General features: G+C 51.3%; 15 protein-coding genes. 9 read left to right on the top strand and 6 right to left on the bottom strand.

From position 1 onward, the window contains the following. Positions 1 to 11: 11 nt before the first annotated feature. From JCM12308_RS02375 to JCM12308_RS02365, 3 genes are all read right to left on the bottom strand, one after another. Positions 12 to 1,535, bottom strand: coding sequence for a hypothetical protein (locus JCM12308_RS02375; protein ID WP_054782746.1), 1,524 nt, complete (start codon positions 1,533 to 1,535; stop codon positions 12 to 14). Between the two features lie 62 nt (positions 1,536 to 1,597). Next, positions 1,598 to 3,442, bottom strand: coding sequence for a flagellar hook-associated protein FlgK (gene flgK, locus JCM12308_RS02370; RefSeq protein ID WP_054782745.1), 1,845 nt, complete (start codon positions 3,440 to 3,442; stop codon positions 1,598 to 1,600). 55 nt (positions 3,443 to 3,497) lie between these two features. Further along, entirely contained in the window at positions 3,498 to 5,171 is a 1,674-nt protein-coding gene (locus JCM12308_RS02365) for a flagellar hook-basal body complex protein (protein WP_054782744.1), read from the bottom strand. Positions 5,172 to 5,496: 325 nt separating this feature from the next. Here JCM12308_RS02365 and JCM12308_RS02360 point away from each other — a divergent pair, with 325 nt between their 5' ends. The 8 genes from JCM12308_RS02360 (at position 5,497) to JCM12308_RS02325 (ending at position 14,301) form a co-directional block, all read left to right on the top strand. Continuing rightward, a complete protein-coding gene (locus JCM12308_RS02360) occupies positions 5,497 to 6,333 on the top strand; it encodes an AAA family ATPase (RefSeq protein ID WP_008547796.1) in 837 nt (278 codons plus the stop codon). A gap of 48 nt (positions 6,334 to 6,381) precedes the next feature. Next, on the top strand, positions 6,382 to 6,981 hold the full coding sequence (locus JCM12308_RS02355) for a hypothetical protein (RefSeq protein ID WP_208978196.1): 600 nt from the start codon (positions 6,382 to 6,384) through the stop codon (positions 6,979 to 6,981). Positions 6,982 to 7,371: 390 nt separating this feature from the next. After that, positions 7,372 to 7,902 (top strand): SixA phosphatase family protein, encoded by a 531-nt coding sequence (locus JCM12308_RS02350; RefSeq protein WP_008547393.1) that lies wholly within the window; start codon positions 7,372 to 7,374, stop codon positions 7,900 to 7,902. Positions 7,903 to 7,995: 93 nt separating this feature from the next. Next, a complete protein-coding gene (locus JCM12308_RS02345; RefSeq protein WP_054782742.1) occupies positions 7,996 to 9,492 on the top strand; it encodes a YcjX family GTP-binding protein in 1,497 nt (498 codons plus the stop codon). Beyond that, positions 9,489 to 10,550, top strand: coding sequence for a YcjF family protein (locus JCM12308_RS02340; protein WP_054782741.1), 1,062 nt, complete (start codon positions 9,489 to 9,491; stop codon positions 10,548 to 10,550). The genes JCM12308_RS02345 and JCM12308_RS02340 overlap by 4 nt, the downstream gene beginning before the upstream one ends. An 82-nt stretch (positions 10,551 to 10,632) precedes the next feature. Further along, positions 10,633 to 11,157, top strand: a complete 525-nt coding sequence (locus JCM12308_RS02335; RefSeq protein ID WP_054782740.1) for a GrpB family protein — start codon at positions 10,633 to 10,635, stop codon at positions 11,155 to 11,157. 71 nt (positions 11,158 to 11,228) lie between these two features. After that, positions 11,229 to 12,404, top strand: coding sequence for a vWA domain-containing protein (locus JCM12308_RS02330; RefSeq protein ID WP_054782739.1), 1,176 nt, complete (start codon positions 11,229 to 11,231; stop codon positions 12,402 to 12,404). Positions 12,405 to 12,747: 343 nt separating this feature from the next. Beyond that, on the top strand, positions 12,748 to 14,301 hold the full coding sequence (locus tag JCM12308_RS02325) for a DUF3011 domain-containing protein (RefSeq protein WP_208978222.1): 1,554 nt from the start codon (positions 12,748 to 12,750) through the stop codon (positions 14,299 to 14,301). A 3-nt stretch (positions 14,302 to 14,304) separates the two neighbouring features. On the opposite strand, the gene JCM12308_RS02320 is transcribed toward JCM12308_RS02325, so the two are convergent. After that, positions 14,305 to 15,090, bottom strand: coding sequence for an AraC family transcriptional regulator (locus JCM12308_RS02320; protein ID WP_054782738.1), 786 nt, complete (start codon positions 15,088 to 15,090; stop codon positions 14,305 to 14,307). Between the two features lie 108 nt (positions 15,091 to 15,198). Here JCM12308_RS02320 and JCM12308_RS02315 point away from each other — a divergent pair, with 108 nt between their 5' ends. Next, positions 15,199 to 16,416, top strand: coding sequence for an MFS transporter (locus JCM12308_RS02315; RefSeq protein WP_054782737.1), 1,218 nt, complete (start codon positions 15,199 to 15,201; stop codon positions 16,414 to 16,416). Positions 16,417 to 16,491: 75 nt separating this feature from the next. On the opposite strand, the gene JCM12308_RS02310 is transcribed toward JCM12308_RS02315, so the two are convergent. After that, a complete protein-coding gene (locus JCM12308_RS02310; RefSeq protein ID WP_008547474.1) occupies positions 16,492 to 16,812 on the bottom strand; it encodes a 2Fe-2S iron-sulfur cluster-binding protein in 321 nt (106 codons plus the stop codon). A 121-nt stretch (positions 16,813 to 16,933) separates the two neighbouring features. Next, positions 16,934 to 17,218 (bottom strand): Hpt domain-containing protein, encoded by a 285-nt coding sequence (locus tag JCM12308_RS02305; RefSeq protein ID WP_054782736.1) that lies wholly within the window; start codon positions 17,216 to 17,218, stop codon positions 16,934 to 16,936. Positions 17,219 to 17,446 lie beyond the last annotated feature (228 nt).

Raw genomic sequence — 17,446 nt, 5'->3', positions numbered from 1 at the left:
GAGGCTTTTTGTTATCTCAAAAAGTTCGTCATGCTTAAGTTCAAGAGCATCGAAGTCGCCTGATAGGAGGCTTCCAAATCGGTACTCAAGACAGCTATCTCTGTACCAACTTCAGTTTTATCGACGTTCTCCAAGCCCGTCAGCGTATTCTGGTAGGTCAGTAACTCTTGCTTCTGACGCTCCACAGTGCGGACCACAGTGGTGTTCACAACGGACATTTCAGAGGCGACACTCTGAATTCCCGAGTTACGATCTCCAGCCACAGAAAGTGCATCATCACTCTTGCTCGCCAAAGCAGCGTAGTAAGCTTTAGCTTCCGCTTCACTAGCAGCAGCATCAGGCGTCTCTGCAGTGAAGTCTGCCGCAACAAATACAGCTAGGTTTTGCAACTGCTCGGAGAAGGCTTTCTCATTTGCACGAGCACCGTATTCAACACGTACGTTGTCATCAATCTGAACAACCTTGTCAGCACGCGGATCATCATCATTCTCGGTGCCAGTATACCAATCCACCAGAAGATCCGTTCCTGTCTCATAACCAGAACCATCTGCTTTCGGCACTTTTGGCGTTGGATCGGTACGCCCATGATTGCCAAAGAACTCCTCACCAGCCTGAACATCAGCAACCGCTCGAAGTTCTGTCTTAGCTATACCGCTAATAGCCTTATCAAAAGCAGCTTGAGCATTCTGGGCACTTTCAAGAGTAGGGTTGGCACCTGTGCCGATCAGAAAAGTCCCTTCGCCTGCGTCCGGATCATCCGTGGCAGTGAGTTTGATTACTGATATGCTGCCATCAGGAAGTTCAAGCTCAACTTCAATCGTATCACCAACCACAGGCGTATCATTAAAAGCGAACGTCCCTTGCTTACCCTGAAGGTTGAGTGGATCAGAAACATCTTCGGGCACAACAGCGGTAGTCACGTCAGTAGAGGATGCAGTGACGGAGTTGATCTCAAAACCAAATCCCTCAACGTTGTCTTGTTGCAACGTGAGTGTCGGCACGCCAGCAGGGCTCGTTACGCTAGACTCAATTCGTCCATTTTCAGAAGCACCGATATGTGCGTTTTCGTAGCGCTTCATCAACTCTTTGAGGCCAAGCTTACCACCTTGCCCATCCATAATTGCGTCAAGCGACGCTACAGGAGGTTCAGTCGCATCCTTGCCACCAAACAGATAGTAACCATTCACTTCTGAGTTTAGCTGCGAGATCGTCTCATGCAGCATGATTTCGGTTGCTTGCTGACTTGTAGTTTGGCCATCAGTTGTCAGCGTATAGTTATTCTCATCGATAGCGCTCACACTCTCAGCACGCATCTTCTCCATGTGCTCAAGAGACTTACCCATCAAATCCAGCTGAATACTCGCGATCGCATTCGAATCCTCATAGATCCCAATGTTTGAGATCTCCCGACGCAACTCCAATGCCATGCGGGAATCTGAACTAATTCCGCCATACGTCTGAGACTTCAACCCTGAGCTCAGCTGAATGGATTTATTCTCCAGCTGCGTTTTCTGCTGCATTAGGAGATCGACCATATAACTATGTGACTTTGAATAACCAATTGTATTCATTTGAGTATCCAGTTCCTAAAACAACATTATCTGATACTGAATAGAGTATCGTAAAGCTCATCGATGGCTGACAAAACACGCGCATTAGCGGCATAAGCATTTTGCAGTTCAGTCAGCTTAACCAGCTCTTCATCTACATCAACCTTATAGCTGTTCTCATAAGCATTTTTAGCAATGCTCGTGACAGCCTTGGAGTTGCTTTCAGCTGAAGTTGCAGCACTCGCAATCTGACTCTGCTTTACGACCGTTTCAATGCCAAAGTCAGAAATCGTACCCACATAAGGCGCATTTTTCGCACCCACGCCTGAGCTCGGAGAAAACGTGTACTCGGTCTTAGTCAACCGATCTTTCAGAAGATTTGCGCGCTCAGAGCTTTGCTTGTCCGTTTCGCCAGCCAACAGACCAGGATCATCCAGAACCGCCTTATTGACTGTAATCCGTTGCGCAAAACCGGTCTTCTGCCCACCCTCTTCAAGGGCCCCTGTATATGGAACACCACCATCATTTGAGTCTACAAAAAGAGGAATCTCAGACCCATCCGCTGCTGTAACTGTTCGTGTATTTTTCGCAGTAAGCCCGGTAACTTCAATAGTCCCAGGGCTCGTTGGAGCCAAAACCTTCAGCTCCCCACCGGCATCTACCGACACGTCAAACCCACCCCCAAGAGCACTGGATATTTGGCTTTGGAGAGATGCAGACGTTGCAGGAATGACAAGACCATGAACAATGTCGTTTGAATCAGCCGTCACATCTGGAGAAAGCGGCAACAAACTCGGATCGGTAACAGCTACAAACGTAACCTTCCGGCTCTCACCATTAACGTTGAACTCAAGCTCAATAGTGTCGCCAGAAGAATTGAGATTAGATGTATCAACACTTAAACCCGTTGCAGCAGGAGGGGCACCGCCATCATCCGCCGCAACACCTTCAGATGTCTGCTGAGACAATGAAAGCGCCATTTGACTAGCCAGTTCATCCAGCCGGGCTTGCGTTTCTGGAAGAGTATTGTCCCGCAGCTCGACAAGAGCTCCCATACTACCACTTTTCAGGTCATGGCTGGAGAGCTCCATGACAGCACCAGAGCGCGACTTCACCTCAATCGGGTTTCCTTCAACACCAACCCCAAGAGTAGGCTTAGGCGTGAACTGAAGCTCTGAGGCTCGATCGTTGTAAAGAGTAATCCCAGATTGCGTTGAGATGCGGAGCAATCCGTCATTACCCTGATCAATCTCAACATCCATCTTCTCTGTGAGAGCTTCCAGCTGGCGATCCATCTGGTCCTGTAAATGAGCTGTCTCACGCCCAGCAGAGCGCTCAACAATAATGCTATCTTCCAGGCTCTCAATTTCTTTGAGGATCGCATTCACCTGATCAACGTCATCTGCAATTGCAGCATCCGTATCACGACGCATTTCCTGCACTTGCTCGGCAGAACTGTTTATACTCCTAGACAGCTCTTCCGCAGCATTTACAGCAACTTCCTGCGCACTTTGAGAACTTGGATCTGTTGCCAGTGACGTTAGTGCATTTGTGAAATTGTTCATCAAGCTCGGGATGGAATTGGGATCTCCAACTTTCCCGAACATCTGATCAAGCTGTTTGATGTACTCGTTGTATTGGGTCGAGTAAGCTGAATCGCTCAAGCTCTCCCAGTAAGCAGATTGAAGTTCGGTGTTGACTTGCCGCTTAACTTGATTGGTCAGCACAGACGATGAGGACGTCGAGGTATTATGAACCTCAGTTCCAACAATGGTCTTGAGTGTGTACCCATCAACATTTGCGTTCGCGACGTTCTTAGACGTAACCGCGAGCTGAGCTTTTGTGAGCGACAAACCCGACATCGCTGCATTAAGAGCCGCACCGAGTGTCATATTCCAAACTCCTTAAAGCAATGAGAGGCAGGCGGTTGCCTACCTCATCACCAAACTATCGAACAATGTTAAGGACCGAATCCAGCATCTGGTTTGCAGTGGAAAGAACCTTAGAGTTTGCAGAGTACGCCTGCTGAGTAATAATCAGCTTCGAAAACTCTTTTGCAATGTCAGCGTTCGAACTTTCAAGCGCCTTCGCTCGAATGGTTCCACCATTACGGAAATCTGGCTCACCAGAAGTCGACGTTTCAGAAAAAGCCGCACCATCCACACGCTGCAACTCCTGCTCGGCAGCAAAGGTCGCTACAGGAATTTTAAAGAGCTTCTGTGATTTATCATTGGAGTACTTACCAATCACATTGCCTTCAGCATCGATGGAAACATCCTGCAATGTACCGGATGGGAAACCATCCTGAGACAAATCGATGCTGGTCGCGTTACCAATAGTGTCTTCGTACTGCGTCAGGTTTTCTTGACCAAACTTGAATGTGATGTCGCCCATTCCGACGCCATTTACTTCAAGATCAGGAATCTCAACCAAACCAGAAGCTGGAGACGTCAGACGGCCTGCAGCATCAAAAGTCATGTCACTGACTTTTTTCCAAGCCACCTCATCACCGGTTGCTTTGGTGTTCGTGTTGTAAAACAGCGACCACTTGTTCTCAGCATTCAGAGCCCAACGCAGCTCCACGTTAACTGGAGTACCGTTTTCATCGTAAACAGTCTCCTGACCACCAGCGATGGATGATTTGATGAAGTCATCAGCTTTATCGCCAGTTACAACTGTGCGATCAACCGAAGTAGCTGGTGCGATCGGCTGAGCGGTCAATGATACGTTGATTGGAGTTGCGCCGCCTGTAAATGTCATATCTTCGAGCGAAGAAATACTAATCGCACCAGTAGACAGCATTTCAGCGCTCACTCCGTGCATACTATTCAATTTATCAAGCAAATCTTGAACTGTAGTATCAGCACCAACAGTAAACGTTTCAGCAGAATGCGCGCCAACAGTTAATGTTATAGTATCACCTGGACTAAATTCATCTGAATCTTGAAGCAAACTAGTTGCAGTTAAGATGGTTGCTGGTGAACCACCATCATCCAATACTGGAGTAGCCTGCGTATCCTCTGTCGAGAATACACTCAAATCCACATACTGTGAATTTGGCGCACCGTCGGTTGTGTCATAGTTGTCCGTGGTAGGCGTAGACGGCAAGTTTGCTTGATAGTCAATCTGAGTTGATGGCTTGGCAGGCATCGGCGCATCGGAAACCTGAATAGGTTCCGGGCGATCGCTAACAGCGCCTGTTGCAGGATTGATTGGGTACCCCTGCAAGAAATACCCAGCAGAGTTGACCAAGTTACGCTCAGTATCCAACTCAAAATCACCAGCGCGCGTGTAGTAGCTCTCAGGCGTTTGCTGAGTAAGTCCATCCCGGTTCGTTACGAGAAAGTATCCAGGACCATTGATCGCCATATAGGTATTACGATCAGCGGATGTGATATCGCCAGACAAGTAATTCGTCGCGCGTGACGTTGCGAGAACTGTGCCCGAGACCTGCTCACTCTGACGACTGCCAGTGCTGGCAACGAGATCAGAGAAGCTTGTGTCGAGGCGTTTGTAGCCGGTGGTCGAGGAGTTCGCCACGTTACCGGAAATATTCTCCAACGCCTTGGACTGTGCATCCAGACCGGTCGTTGCAGAGTTGATTGCACCATAAATACTCATCGAGCCCACCTAAAATTCAAATTCGCTCAAACTTGCGCAGATTTTTGAACACTCAATGCAACTTGCATGCCAATTTAAAAAACTTAATTTATTCAGCTATTTCAGTAATTTACAATTTTAACTTATTGTTAAATATAAAAAATTCCACCTAGACCCGGCAATTAACTCGCCACACCCGGCATATAATTCCCATAGACACAAAAGAAGCTCACTCAGAACCGAAACCACTAGATAAGCCCAATGGCGCAACCCTGCAGGGATTGCCCATTGCCTATCGAGAGATTAGTGTTTTCGCCAAATCACGATGTTCAAGCAGGATTTAGCAATGAAATTTGAAGGGACTTCCCAATACGTTGCCACAGAAGATCTTCGGATCGCAGTCAACGCAGCAATTACCCTTGAACGCCCCCTGCTTGTAAAAGGCGAACCGGGAACCGGCAAAACTGTCCTAGCTCAGGAAATCGCGCAAAGCCTTGGCGTTCCATTTCTTGAGTGGAACGTGAAATCAACGACAAAAGCACAACAAGGTCTGTATGAGTACGATGCTGTTTCCCGCCTGCGAGACAGTCAGCTCGGCGACGAGCGCGTAAAGGACATCCGCAACTACATCCGCAAAGGCAAACTCTGGACTGCCTTTGAGATGGACGAGCGCCCGGTTCTGCTGATCGACGAGATTGATAAGGCTGACATCGAGTTCCCGAACGACCTCCTTCAGGAACTGGATCGCATGGAGTTCTTCGTTTACGAGACCGGTGAAACTGTAAAGGCCAAACAGCGCCCAATCGTGATCATCACCTCCAACAACGAGAAAGACTTGCCGGACGCCTTCCTGCGCCGTTGCTTCTTCCACTTCATCAAGTTCCCAGATGCAGAGACCATGAGCGAGATCGTCAACGTTCACTTTGGTCAAATCAAAGATCGCCTGCTCAAAGAAGCACTAAACGCCTTCTATAACCTCAGAGACCTACCGGGCCTAAAGAAGAAGCCGTCTACCTCTGAACTGCTGGACTGGATCAAACTGCTCCTCAACGAAGACATTGATCCAGAGACACTGCGCGAAACCGAAAGCCGGAAGATTATTCCGCCTCTGCACGGCGCCCTTCTTAAAAACGAACAGGACGTTCACTTATTTGAGCGCCTGGCTTTCATGAACCGCCGTTGACGTCGATTGCGTGGCTTGAAAATGAAACAATACAAAAAGCTAAATTTTTTGAGCCTCGCAGCACGCATGCACGCATCTCTGGTGGCACTGATGGGCTGCACAGTCCTATTGAGCAGTTCTTTCACCACTATCGCTCAGGCAAACAGCACCATTTCTGAAAGCCTTCTCTACCAGCCACACACGTTACACAATGGCTGGCGGAAAGACGTTGATGCGCTAACCCACTTCACCGGCATGTTTTGCCCGGACTATATCAGTCAGCTCTCCAGATCTGCTTTGGTGCCGGATTTGAAGGAACTAGGCACCGGCTGCGTGTACGAGACAGAGAACGGCGAGATCAAAGTTATCTTTCGTCGTCACAAGAAAGATACGGCCGCCACACTCATCAATAACTTCAAAAGCGGTTATCGCCAAAGTCACTTCAAACCGCTGAACCTGAAGACACCGCAGAACGAAGTCGCTTTCAGAACCGAGACAACAATGAACATGGGACGTGTTGAGAGCTTTGTCGCCTACACAGCCCCAAGTGCAGATTATACCGTCTGGACATCCATCTCTGACGATCTGCCTGTGAGCGAGCTTGAGAAAATCAGAGCCCTGTTTAAGAGCCTTGCAGTGCGCATTGAGAAAGAGCAGCAGCGCAACTAATCTCCCCTCAAATCGTGCGGGGAGTTTATACAATGCAGACCACACATCACTCACCCTTCATGCCAACTCCCTGAAGCACTGAAGCAAAGCCCCAAGCAAGCTTCCACATTCTCGTTTAAAAGATGAAAATGCTGCATTTAATAATGCATGCATCACCAATAAATATTTCAGTAATTATGAGATAAAAACCCCATACTATTAGGGGAATACTATCGACTTCCAAATCACAGAAAAAGCATGTAGGTTTCAAACAGAGACAAAGCAAGTAATAAACAAATAAGTCCATCCAACATTGCTGCACCGCAATATCGCATAGCAGCATCAATACAACTTAGAATGTTTCTACCTCTTAGGAACATAAAGTAATAACGTATAACTGGAGGGTAACATATGCTTCGCCTAATGCTGTTGCGACATGCAAAATCCGACTGGAGTGACGCAGGCGTCCACGATCATGACCGCGCTCTAAACTCCAGTGGCTGGAAAGCCGCAGCACGGGTCGGAGCTCACATCCACCAGCACCAACTTCATCCCAAGCTCATTCTGTGTTCAACTGCTTTGCGCACCCGGCAAACACTCATGGAGGTGATGCCTTATCTGCGCTGCGATACCCGTATCCAGTTATTGCGAGATCTCTACAACTCCAGCGAAGGCGACTACACCGATGCTATCCGGGCTTACGGCGGTGGGTTCGATACCATTCTTGTTGTCGGGCACAACACAGCCATTCAGGACACGGCTCTTGAACTGGTTGGCAAAGGCAACCCAGAGTATATCCATCAGATGGAGGCCAAATACCCAACCGGCGCACTAGCTGTTATAGACTTTGAAGCCCACCGCTGGTCAGAGGTAGAACGTAGACAAGGACGGATTGTATCCTTCTTCCAGCCGCGACACTTACAGGCTGTCTCCGGCTCCTGACTAGGAAAATTTTGCTTTACTCTACAATTATTGGGGCATTTGCGATTGCATTCCTCCAAAGAACGCACCACATCGTTCCTTGGAGGATGATCTGTGAGCCCACTGAATTCATTATTTAAAAACGCGAAGCTGGCCCTGAACGATGCGCAAACCGCATTGGACAATCTGACGGATTCAGCAATTGATCTGACAGTCCCAACTGTACGTCTGGGCGTCACCGGTTTGGCACGATCCGGTAAAACCGTCTTCATCTCTGCCCTCGTCCATAACCTCATCGCAGGTGGTCGCTTGCCTCTGTTGGACGCTGCAGGCACAGGAAGATTGGCCCGCGCTTATCTCCAACCGCAACCTGATGATGACGTGCCGCGCTTCAACTATGAGCAGCATGTCGAAACGCTCACAAAAGATCGCCTCTGGCCTGAATCCACGCACCAGATCTCAGAGCTGCGCCTGACAATCGAGTACGAGTCAGCAACATTCCTGAACCGCCGTCTAGGTGGTGGCAAATTACATCTCGATATTGTCGATTACCCCGGCGAGTGGCTTCTAGACCTTGCTTTATTGAGACAGGATTTCCGCCGCTTCTCAGAGGAAGCGCTCCGCCGCGCCAAGGCAAGACCAGATCTTTCAGAGGAGTTTCTGGAAACACTTGCTCGCTATCAGGACAAACTCCACGATGAGTTCTCTGAGGAAGTCGCCAAAGAGTTAGCCAGCACATTCACAACATACCTGAGCCGCTGCCGGGATGATGAGAACGCGCTCTCCATGCTGCCTCCGGGCCGCTTCCTCATGCCTGGCGACATGAAAGAAACTCCGGCACTCACATTCGCGCCGCTGGATCTGGGCAACACGCAGGTTAAGCCCAAAGCAGGCACGCTCCTTGCCATTATGGAGCGCCGCTATGAAGCCTACCGCAAACACGTCGTCAGACCATTCTTTAAGAACCACTTCGCGCGTCTGGATCGGCAGATTGTGCTAGTGGATGCGCTGACTGCCATCAATGCCGGGCCAGAAGCCCTGGACGATCTGAGCCGCGCACTTACGGAAATCATGGGTGCCTTCAGACCCGGTAAGTCCAGTTGGCTGTTCTCGATCCTTTCACGCAAGATCGATCGTATCTTGTTTGCAGCAACCAAAGCAGATCACTTGCGCCGAGAAGATCACGATCATCTTGAAATGCTTCTGAAACAGCTGGTTGAAAAAGCAATCAACCGTGCAGAGTTCTCCGGTGCATCCGTCAAAACTCTTGCGCTCGCCTCTGTCAGGGCAACACGGCAAGCAACCGTCCATCACGATGGCGTGGAGACACCTGCGCTGCTCGGCACGCCAATGCCCAATGAGACCATTGGCACCATGAAGTTTGACGGCGATGAAGAAGCCGCAATCTTCCCTGGTGACTTACCAGATGACCTGAGCGACCTTTTCACGGCAGAACAAGACCAGGACAAACCAGAAGATCAGACCGCACTGAAGTATGTTCGTTTCCGCCCTCCCAAGCTGGAACGAACTGCAGAAGGACTAACATTATCACTCCCTCACATCCGCTTGGACAGCGCTATGGAGTTCTTGCTGGGAGACAAACTCGCATGACCAACAAGAAGACACATCAGCACAAGCCACAGGCGCGCCGCGCGCCCAAGGCATTCAAACTGGATGACAGCTCCGTCCGGCTGGAAGGAGAGTTCGCCCATGAACCACTTTCTTCTGAAGCTGTAATCTCAGAGGAAAGTGAAAGCGCGCTGGCGCTACCGCAAAGCGCTATTGCACCGGAGCCCAAACCAGCAAAAAGCCGCTGGAGTAAGATCATTGCAATTGGCGGCGGCGGCCTCGTCTCACTTGCCGTTGGTCTTGCTGTAGACAGCCTCATCAGAGACCTGTTCGCCCGCTATGACTGGCTAGGCTGGACAGCTGTTGGCCTGACAGCACTGGCATTCCTCGGTTTGATCGGCCTGTTCTTCAAGGAATGGCGCGCACTTTCGCGGCTGGAACAGATCGACCATATCCGAGATGATCTGCAAACCGCTGCCGACAACGACAGCGACAAAGAAGCCCGCGAAGCCCTGCACAAATTGATGACGCTTTATGCTGACCGACCTGAAACAGCCCATGGCCGCACTCAACTGAAAGGGCATATGCAGGAGATCATCGACGGCAGAGATCTCGTTAAACTCGCGGAACGCGATCTGATGGCCCCATTGGATGCCCGCGCTCGCCTGATCGTTATGGAAAGCGCAAAGCGTGTATCTGTGGTGACTGCCCTGTCCCCGCGCGCGCTCGTCGATATTTTGATCGTGCTCTACGAAAACCTGCGCATCGTGCGCCGTGTTTCCCGCCTCTATGGCGCCCGTCCCGGCGCTTTGGGCTTCTGGAGACTGGCACGAGATGTAGCTGCTCATCTTGCCGTAACAGGCGGCATGGCTGCAGGTGATAGTTTATTGGAGCAATTCATCGGCCAGGGTCTGGCGGCAAAACTTTCCGCCCGTTTGGGCGAAGGTTTGGTCAACGGCTTCCTCACCGCCCGCATTGGTGTAGCCGCCATTCAGACCTGCCGCCCGGCTCCGTTCATCGCAACAAAGGGCCCATCTCTGACCGAGCTCATGAGTGAGATAACAAAATCTGCCCCAGATGAGGTTGTAGACCAAGATTAACGAGGATCTGACAGAACCCTGCACACCTCCTAGGCATTTGCTATGCTCGGGCTCACAAGGCACAACAACGACAGGCAGAGCGATGATCACACGAAAAGTCAAAGTGGTAGATGCACAGGCCCGATGGGCTGAGGATTTCCAACAAGAACAGGAGGTCCTGTACGACCTTCTCGGAGACATCGTCGAAGGCATCCACCACATAGGCAGCACTTCCGTGCCAGACCTTGCAGCCAAACCGATCATCGACATCCTGTTAGAAGTCTCAGATATCGAGGCGCTTGAAACTCAGTCCGCAAAGCTCATCAACATCGGCTATGTCGCGAAGGGCGAACACGGCATCAAAGGTCGTCGCTATTTTGAGAAAGGTGGAGACGACCGCACACATCACCTCCACGCCTTCAAAACCGGCGATCCGCACGTCTATCGCCATCTCGCCTTTCGTGACTACCTGAAAGCCCACCCGGAAGTGCGTGAAAAGTATGCGCACCTGAAGAAGAAAACGGCACAAGACGTCAACGGTGATGTAGTCGGATACCGTGAAGGCAAAAGTGACTTCGTGGAGCTCCATCTGGCCAAAGCAATCGATTGGGCCAGAGGCTCTTACTGATCCCTATGCTTTTGCCTAAGGTGTCAAATGCACTCTCGACACCACACAGCCCTATCGCATAGTGTAACCCCATGTTTATTCAGTTTTTCGAAGAGCTCAAATCCGCTGGCCTGCCCGTCTCCGTACGCGAGTATCTAACGCTTATGGAAGCGCTGGACGCTGACCTTGCCTACAAGCGCGTCGAGGATTTCTACTTCCTCGCTCGTGCCACGCTGGTCAAAGACGAAGCCAATCTGGACAAGTTTGACCGGGTCTTCGGACACACGTTCAACGGCCTTGATCTGATGAGCGAAGTGCCAACCACGGAAATCCCTGAGGAATGGCTGCGCAAACTCACCGAAAAACACCTGAGCGAAGAAGAAAAGAAACTCATTGAGTCCATGGGTGGCTTTGAAAAGCTCATGGAAACGCTACAAAAGCGGCTCGAAGAGCAGAAAGAACGCCACCAAGGCGGCAACAAGTGGATCGGAACGGGTGGCACATCCCCGTTTGGTGCTTATGGCTATAACCCGGAAGGCATCCGCATTGGACAGGATGGCAGTCGCCACCGACGCGCAGTCAAAGTCTGGGACAAGCGTGAGTTCAAAGATCTGGATGACACCGTTGAACTGGGCACCCGCAATATCAAAGTTGCCCTGAAGCGCCTGCGCAAGTTCGCCAGAACTGGCGCAGCAGATGAGCTGGATCTGGATAACACCATCAAGTCCACGGCTCACAAAGGCTTGCTCGACATCCATATGCGTCCGGAACGGCGCAATGCAGTCAAGGTGCTGTTGTTCTTTGATATCGGCGGCTCGATGGACGACCACATCCGCGTCTGCGAGGAGCTGTTCTCTGCTGCCAAGACGGAGTTCAAGGTGATGGAGTACTTCTACTTCCACAATTGCCTCTATGAGTTCGTTTGGAAGAACAACCGCCGTCGCCATACTGAGCGCATCAACACCATGGATGTGCTCCACAAATACCCAAGTGATTACAAGGTCATTTTCATCGGCGACGCATCCATGAGCCCCTACGAGATCACATATCCGGGCGGTTCTGTTGAGCATTGGAACGAAGAAGCCGGCCACACGTGGATCAAGCGCGTCACGGATCTTTACCAAAAGGCCGTCTGGCTCAATCCGGTACGCGAGAAGCATTGGGATTACACCCATTCCATCGGCATGATGAAAGAACTGTTTGATCAGCGTATGTATCCACTGACGCTGGAGGGGCTGGATTCTGCCATGAAGGAACTTGTACGCTAACAACACTGCGTATTTAACTTCCCTCTTTTGTACTTTTACAACTAGACTGCGAATAGCTTTGAGATTTAGACAGCACCGTATGCTCAGCTGCAGAGCGTTTCCTTGCCATTTTGGAGAAGACGAAACGCAAAGCTTTAAGCTGGGCGCAAGCTGATTGCGTTAGGCAACAAATGCACCAGACGAGCTAAGAGAGGCTATGCTGTGAGCAAATCTAATATGTGGCAACTGTTCACAAGGAAATCTGCGGGCACTCTCGCCCTCATTGCACCCTTTCTTGTAGCCAACGCCAACGCAACAACTATCCCGCCGATCAACTCACTCATCCCGCGCTGATTATAGAAAGCTGCTGGATAAGACAGATGCATCGCTGGATAGCCCGGAGTTTATCGACTGCCTGACCAATACACTCACCCAGCAACATGATGGGGAGAATGTTCATCGCAGCGATCCAACACATCGGCCATCAACGGCAAACCACGTTGCCAACACACCAGACCGTCTGGACGGAACCAACGTCGTCGTCTGCGCTTCTGAGAACGCTGCTTACACCAAGTGCAGAATCTCGAACGCCAACCGCAACTACGTCCAACTTCTGCGCCAGACATCCAATGCATTGTGTAAGCTCAACGAGAGTTGGGGCGTTGTCCCCTCACACCTTTGGACAGACAAAGGCTGTGCGGGCATCTTCTATGTAGGCAACAAACCTTATTCCCGCAAAAGTGTGAACACAGTCAGCGCAACATCATCTGCGCTCAAAACACCAGTCAAGTCAGCAAGCTCTGGCGGTGTGATCACCCCGATCCCGCAGCTTCCCGAGTTTACCAAAGATGGCTGGCGCAAGTGCGCACTGGAGTTTCAGGTCTGCGAACTGCCATACCCAACCACTGTTCGCTTTGGCAGACCCGGCGCTTTCTACGAGAAGACCGCTGAGGGCGATGTTCACTGCCGAACTGACTTCTTTGGAGATCCAGACCCCGCAGCCCGAAAGGCCTGTTACTACAAGCTGAAACGGGACAGCAGCTCTCCGCAAGCCGCACCTCCAACACAGGTCGTGACACAAGACCTGCCACCACTGAAAAACAGCGAGATCGCTCCGGAAGATGATCTTGTGATCAGCGTGGCAGAACCTCTCTGGAACGCACGCCGCGCCTGTTCCAAGCTTGGCAGCAAAATCATTGCCACCAAGAACTCCCTTTCAGAACTGCCGCCCGTCTATCTGGGCCTTGGTACGTTCACAAATGATCAGTTGAACCAGAAACCTGTGCTGGTGCGTACGGGCGACAAGCTGGCGGGCCGCGGTGTTTATCAAAGTCAGGGCATGTATGTGCCCTTCAACTTCTCCTGTGCACTCAACAGCAGCGGCAGAACCGCTCAGCATTTTGTATTCCACGAGCAAAACACCGACCTCATTACTCAAGACCTTCTGCCAAATCCGGACAAGTTCCTGAATGAAAAAGCTCCGCTGAATGGTTTTGACGGCGCGTATGTTTGGGTATCTGGACTACCAACAGGCGATAACAACAAAGTACTTGTTCACGGCGTACCAGAAACAGACGACACCGACTTTTATGCCCGTTGCATAGCTGGTAGCGGCGATATCGAAATCATGTTCCAGTCAACGGTTCCAGCACTTAAACCCGGTGACAGCATCCTGATCTCGCTAAGCACCAAACGCTTCAAGGAAAGCTATGTCGGCGTCGGCAGCGCACTGGATCCGGAAGCCGGTATTTCCCTACCGCTTCTCACCCTAAGCAACGGCTCCTCACTCTGGAACCGGATGGCACGGGACAACGAGCTCAAGGTCAACCTGGGCGGTTACGCGACTTACAACGTCAGCCTCAAAGGCAGCGCAAAGCCAGTTCGTGACTTTATCCGCGCCTGCAGCAGTGGCAAGTAACAACTACTGCGGCTTGAAGTACTTGCCCGGTGTCGTACCAAACGCCTTGCGAAACTGTGAGATAAACGGACTTGGCCCCTCATAGCCAAGCTTGAAGGCCACATCACCCACGCTTCGCCCTGCTGAGAGCAACTCCAGCGCACGAAACAACTTCGCCTGCCCGCACCATTTGCGATAACTCCAGCCCGTCTCATCAAAGAACCGCCGCTCAAACGTCCGCTGAGACATGCGCGTCCGCTCCGCCGCATCTGCAAGACTTGGCAAATGCGCCGGGCAAGACAGGATCGACTGACAAAGCTCTTTCAGCAGCGCATGATTGACCGGCATAGGCAGCTGTAACGGCGCATCCGGCAAACTCTTCAGCTGATCAACAATCACCTGAGCAATCCGCGCAACAGGCCCATCAAGCGCATAATCCCTAGGCGCTGCCATGAGCTCCTGTATCAACTCACGCAGCAGCGGTGTTACCTGCACCACCACTGGCTTATCAGAGAGTCGTGCAGACCAATCTTCACGCAAGTACAGACTTCGGAATTGGGTTTTGACAGGGTAGACCGTTCGATGCATCATCCCACCCGGAACCCACACTGCCCGCTCCGGCGGCACAACAAACGTACCCTCCTCGGTGAACACCGTGGTCGCGCCTTGCATGATGTGAACCAATTGACCACGCGCGTGTGAATGCGGCTGCCCCTGCCCTCCAATGGGCATATCTACCGCATAAGCAACAATGGGTTGCGGGCGATCCACCTCATGCGGGTCCATGTAAACATCAGCGTGAATAGGCATCGAACACCTCTTGGCGACTCCAAAACATTTTTTGGCAAACTAGTGCTATCACGTAAACAAACTTTTCGCTTACTTAATTGCAAAACCTTTTCATAAGAACGAAGCACCATGTTGAATATCATTAAAGACATCAGAGCCGACTGGCGCTCACCCTTTGTATTTTTGCTGGTTCTCACGGTCGCCTCACAGCTTTCATTTTCTGTGTGGTGGAACCTCATCAACAACTTCGCAGTGAACACGCTTGGCTTTACCGGTCAGGAAATTGGTATTCAGCAATCCATCCGCGAGATCCCGGGCCTATTGGCGTTCACCGTTATCTTCATGCTGCTCATCTTCAAAGAGCAGACCTTCACGCTGATTTCATTGGGCCTGATGGGCTTCGGCATTGCGATTACGGGCTATTTCCCATCCGCAATCGGTTTTTATGCCACCACCCTCATCATGTCCTTCGGTTTCCATTACTACGAGACACTCAAGCAGTCTCTGTCTTTGCAGTGGTTGCCAAAGAAGGATGCGCCAGCCCTGCTCGGCAAGATCATCGCCGTCTCATCTCTGGTATCTCTGTGCATCTACGGCACGATCATGCTCAGTTGGAAGACCTTTGACCTAGCCTATGAGCAAGTCTTCCTCTGGGCAGGCATTGCCGGCATGGCGCTGACCATCTTCGCAGCAGTTGCCTTCCCAAAATACAAAGCCCACGTAGAGCAGCACAAAAAGCTGATCCTGCGCAAACGCTACTGGCTGTACTACGCCCTCACCTTCATGAGTGGCGCGCGCCGTCAGATCTTCACCGTCTTTGCAGGCTTCCTGATGGTGGAACGCTTTGGCTACGAAGTGCATGAAGTTGCAGCCCTGTTCCTACTGAACGGCGCCATCAACATGTTCCTCGCTCCGAAGATCGGCGCCTTTATCGGTCGCGTCGGCGAGCGAACTGCGCTGACCTGCGAATACATCGGCCTGATCATCGTGTTTCTCTCCTACGCCTTCGTCACAAACGTCTGGGTTGCAGGCGCACTCTACGTGATCGACCATGCATTCTTCGCAATGGCCATCGCCATGAAGACTTACTTCCAGAAGATCGCAGATCCGGCAGACATTGCACCAACGTCCGCCGTGGACTTCACCATCAACCATATCGCTGCAGTGGTGATCCCGGTTGTCTTCGGCACCATCTGGCTGTTCTCGCCTGCTCTGGTGTTCATCGCAGGCGCATCCATGGCTGCCATCAGCCTGATCCTGAGCCGCATGATCCCTCGTCATCCGGAGCCGGGTATGGAAACCGTGTGGGTCTCAGGCCGCCAACCACAGGCCGTCGGCGCCGAGTAAGCCCTTCACGACACGCAACAAAAAAGGCTGGCCCAATCGGACCAGCCTTTTTCATTTAAACTCTGAAGCTGCAGCTTAGCTCTGGCTCTCAGGGATATGAACCACCAGACCATCCATCTCGTCTGTTACACGGATCTGACAGGAAAGACGGGAAGTGTCACGAACGTCCTGAGCGAAGTCGAGCATATCCTCTTCCATTGGCTCAGGTTCGCCAGTCTTGTCATTCCATGCTGGGTCCACGTACACGTGACAGGTCGCGCAAGCGCAGGCACCACCACATTCCGCTTCAATTCCAGGAACCATGTTCTTGATCGCGTTCTCCATAACGGTAGAACCAGCAGCAGCATCCACCTCATGGCTTTCACCTGATGAGGTGATGAAAGTAATCTTTGGCATATTTAAAGTCGTCCCGACCCTGATTGGCTTATTCTGTTGTCTTCAGATACATGCAGGCGCCCAGCTATTCAAGAACTTCTGAGCCAGACCTTATGGTCAAACCCGCGCAGCCAGTTTCACGTCACGATTTACGCAGCACCTGAAGCTCAGCGGACACAGCATCAAGGCAAGCCTCTACAGTTGCAAGCACTGGCACCTGCCCTCCAGCAGCCTCAAGCTCAGCATGCTCCAGCGCATCGCCCAGAGCAAAGGCACCAACACCGCGCGCTGATCCTTTAAAGCGATGCAGCACAGCTTTCAGCACCTCAGCACTTGACGAACCTTGTAAGCCCCGACGGAACTCATCGATCTGCTGCTCAAACATCTCCAGGATCTGACCTTGCAAATCCGGGTCATCAAACGTCACAGATGAGAAGTGATCCCTGCATATAGCACTTGTAGTTTTATGTAGTTCCAGTGCCAAGTTGACGCCACGCCTCCAAACACAGCCAAGTGACTCAAAGTTATCAAGCTATTCGGAAAGTTGATTCGCTTGAGTGACTCAAAACCCGCCGCCGCTATGACTCTGCAGTGACTCTACCCCTCATTTCCCATAGGCAACGGAATCTATTCCCCAAAAGAAAACACAGGTTTT

It is taken from the genome of Pseudovibrio denitrificans JCM 12308 (assembly GCF_001310815.1).
Lineage (GTDB): Bacteria > Pseudomonadota > Alphaproteobacteria > Rhizobiales > Stappiaceae > Pseudovibrio > Pseudovibrio denitrificans.
The sequence above is the reverse complement of the archived record's forward strand: the minus strand, read 5'-3'. Positions and strand labels throughout refer to the sequence as shown.

What these genes read in the sequence shown, in the direction of transcription:
- JCM12308_RS02350 (WP_008547393.1), top strand. Translation starts at nt 7,372, where the DNA reads ATGCTTCGCCTAATGCTGTTGCGACATGCAAAATCCGACTGGAGTGAC.
- JCM12308_RS02365 (WP_054782744.1), bottom strand. Translation starts at nt 5,171, where the DNA reads ATGAGTATTTATGGTGCAATCAACTCTGCAACGACCGGTCTGGATGCA.
- JCM12308_RS02340 (WP_054782741.1), top strand. Translation starts at nt 9,489, where the DNA reads ATGACCAACAAGAAGACACATCAGCACAAGCCACAGGCGCGCCGCGCG.
- JCM12308_RS02330 (WP_054782739.1), top strand. Translation starts at nt 11,229, where the DNA reads ATGTTTATTCAGTTTTTCGAAGAGCTCAAATCCGCTGGCCTGCCCGTC.
- JCM12308_RS02310 (WP_008547474.1), bottom strand. Translation starts at nt 16,812, where the DNA reads ATGCCAAAGATTACTTTCATCACCTCATCAGGTGAAAGCCATGAGGTG.
- JCM12308_RS02335 (WP_054782740.1), top strand. Translation starts at nt 10,633, where the DNA reads ATGATCACACGAAAAGTCAAAGTGGTAGATGCACAGGCCCGATGGGCT.
- JCM12308_RS02315 (WP_054782737.1), top strand. Translation starts at nt 15,199, where the DNA reads ATGTTGAATATCATTAAAGACATCAGAGCCGACTGGCGCTCACCCTTT.
- JCM12308_RS02320 (WP_054782738.1), bottom strand. Translation starts at nt 15,090, where the DNA reads ATGCCTATTCACGCTGATGTTTACATGGACCCGCATGAGGTGGATCGC.
- JCM12308_RS02375 (WP_054782746.1), bottom strand. Translation starts at nt 1,535, where the DNA reads ATGGTCGATCTCCTAATGCAGCAGAAAACGCAGCTGGAGAATAAATCC.
- JCM12308_RS02360 (WP_008547796.1), top strand. Translation starts at nt 5,497, where the DNA reads ATGAAATTTGAAGGGACTTCCCAATACGTTGCCACAGAAGATCTTCGG.
- flgK (WP_054782745.1), bottom strand. Translation starts at nt 3,442, where the DNA reads ATGACACTCGGTGCGGCTCTTAATGCAGCGATGTCGGGTTTGTCGCTC.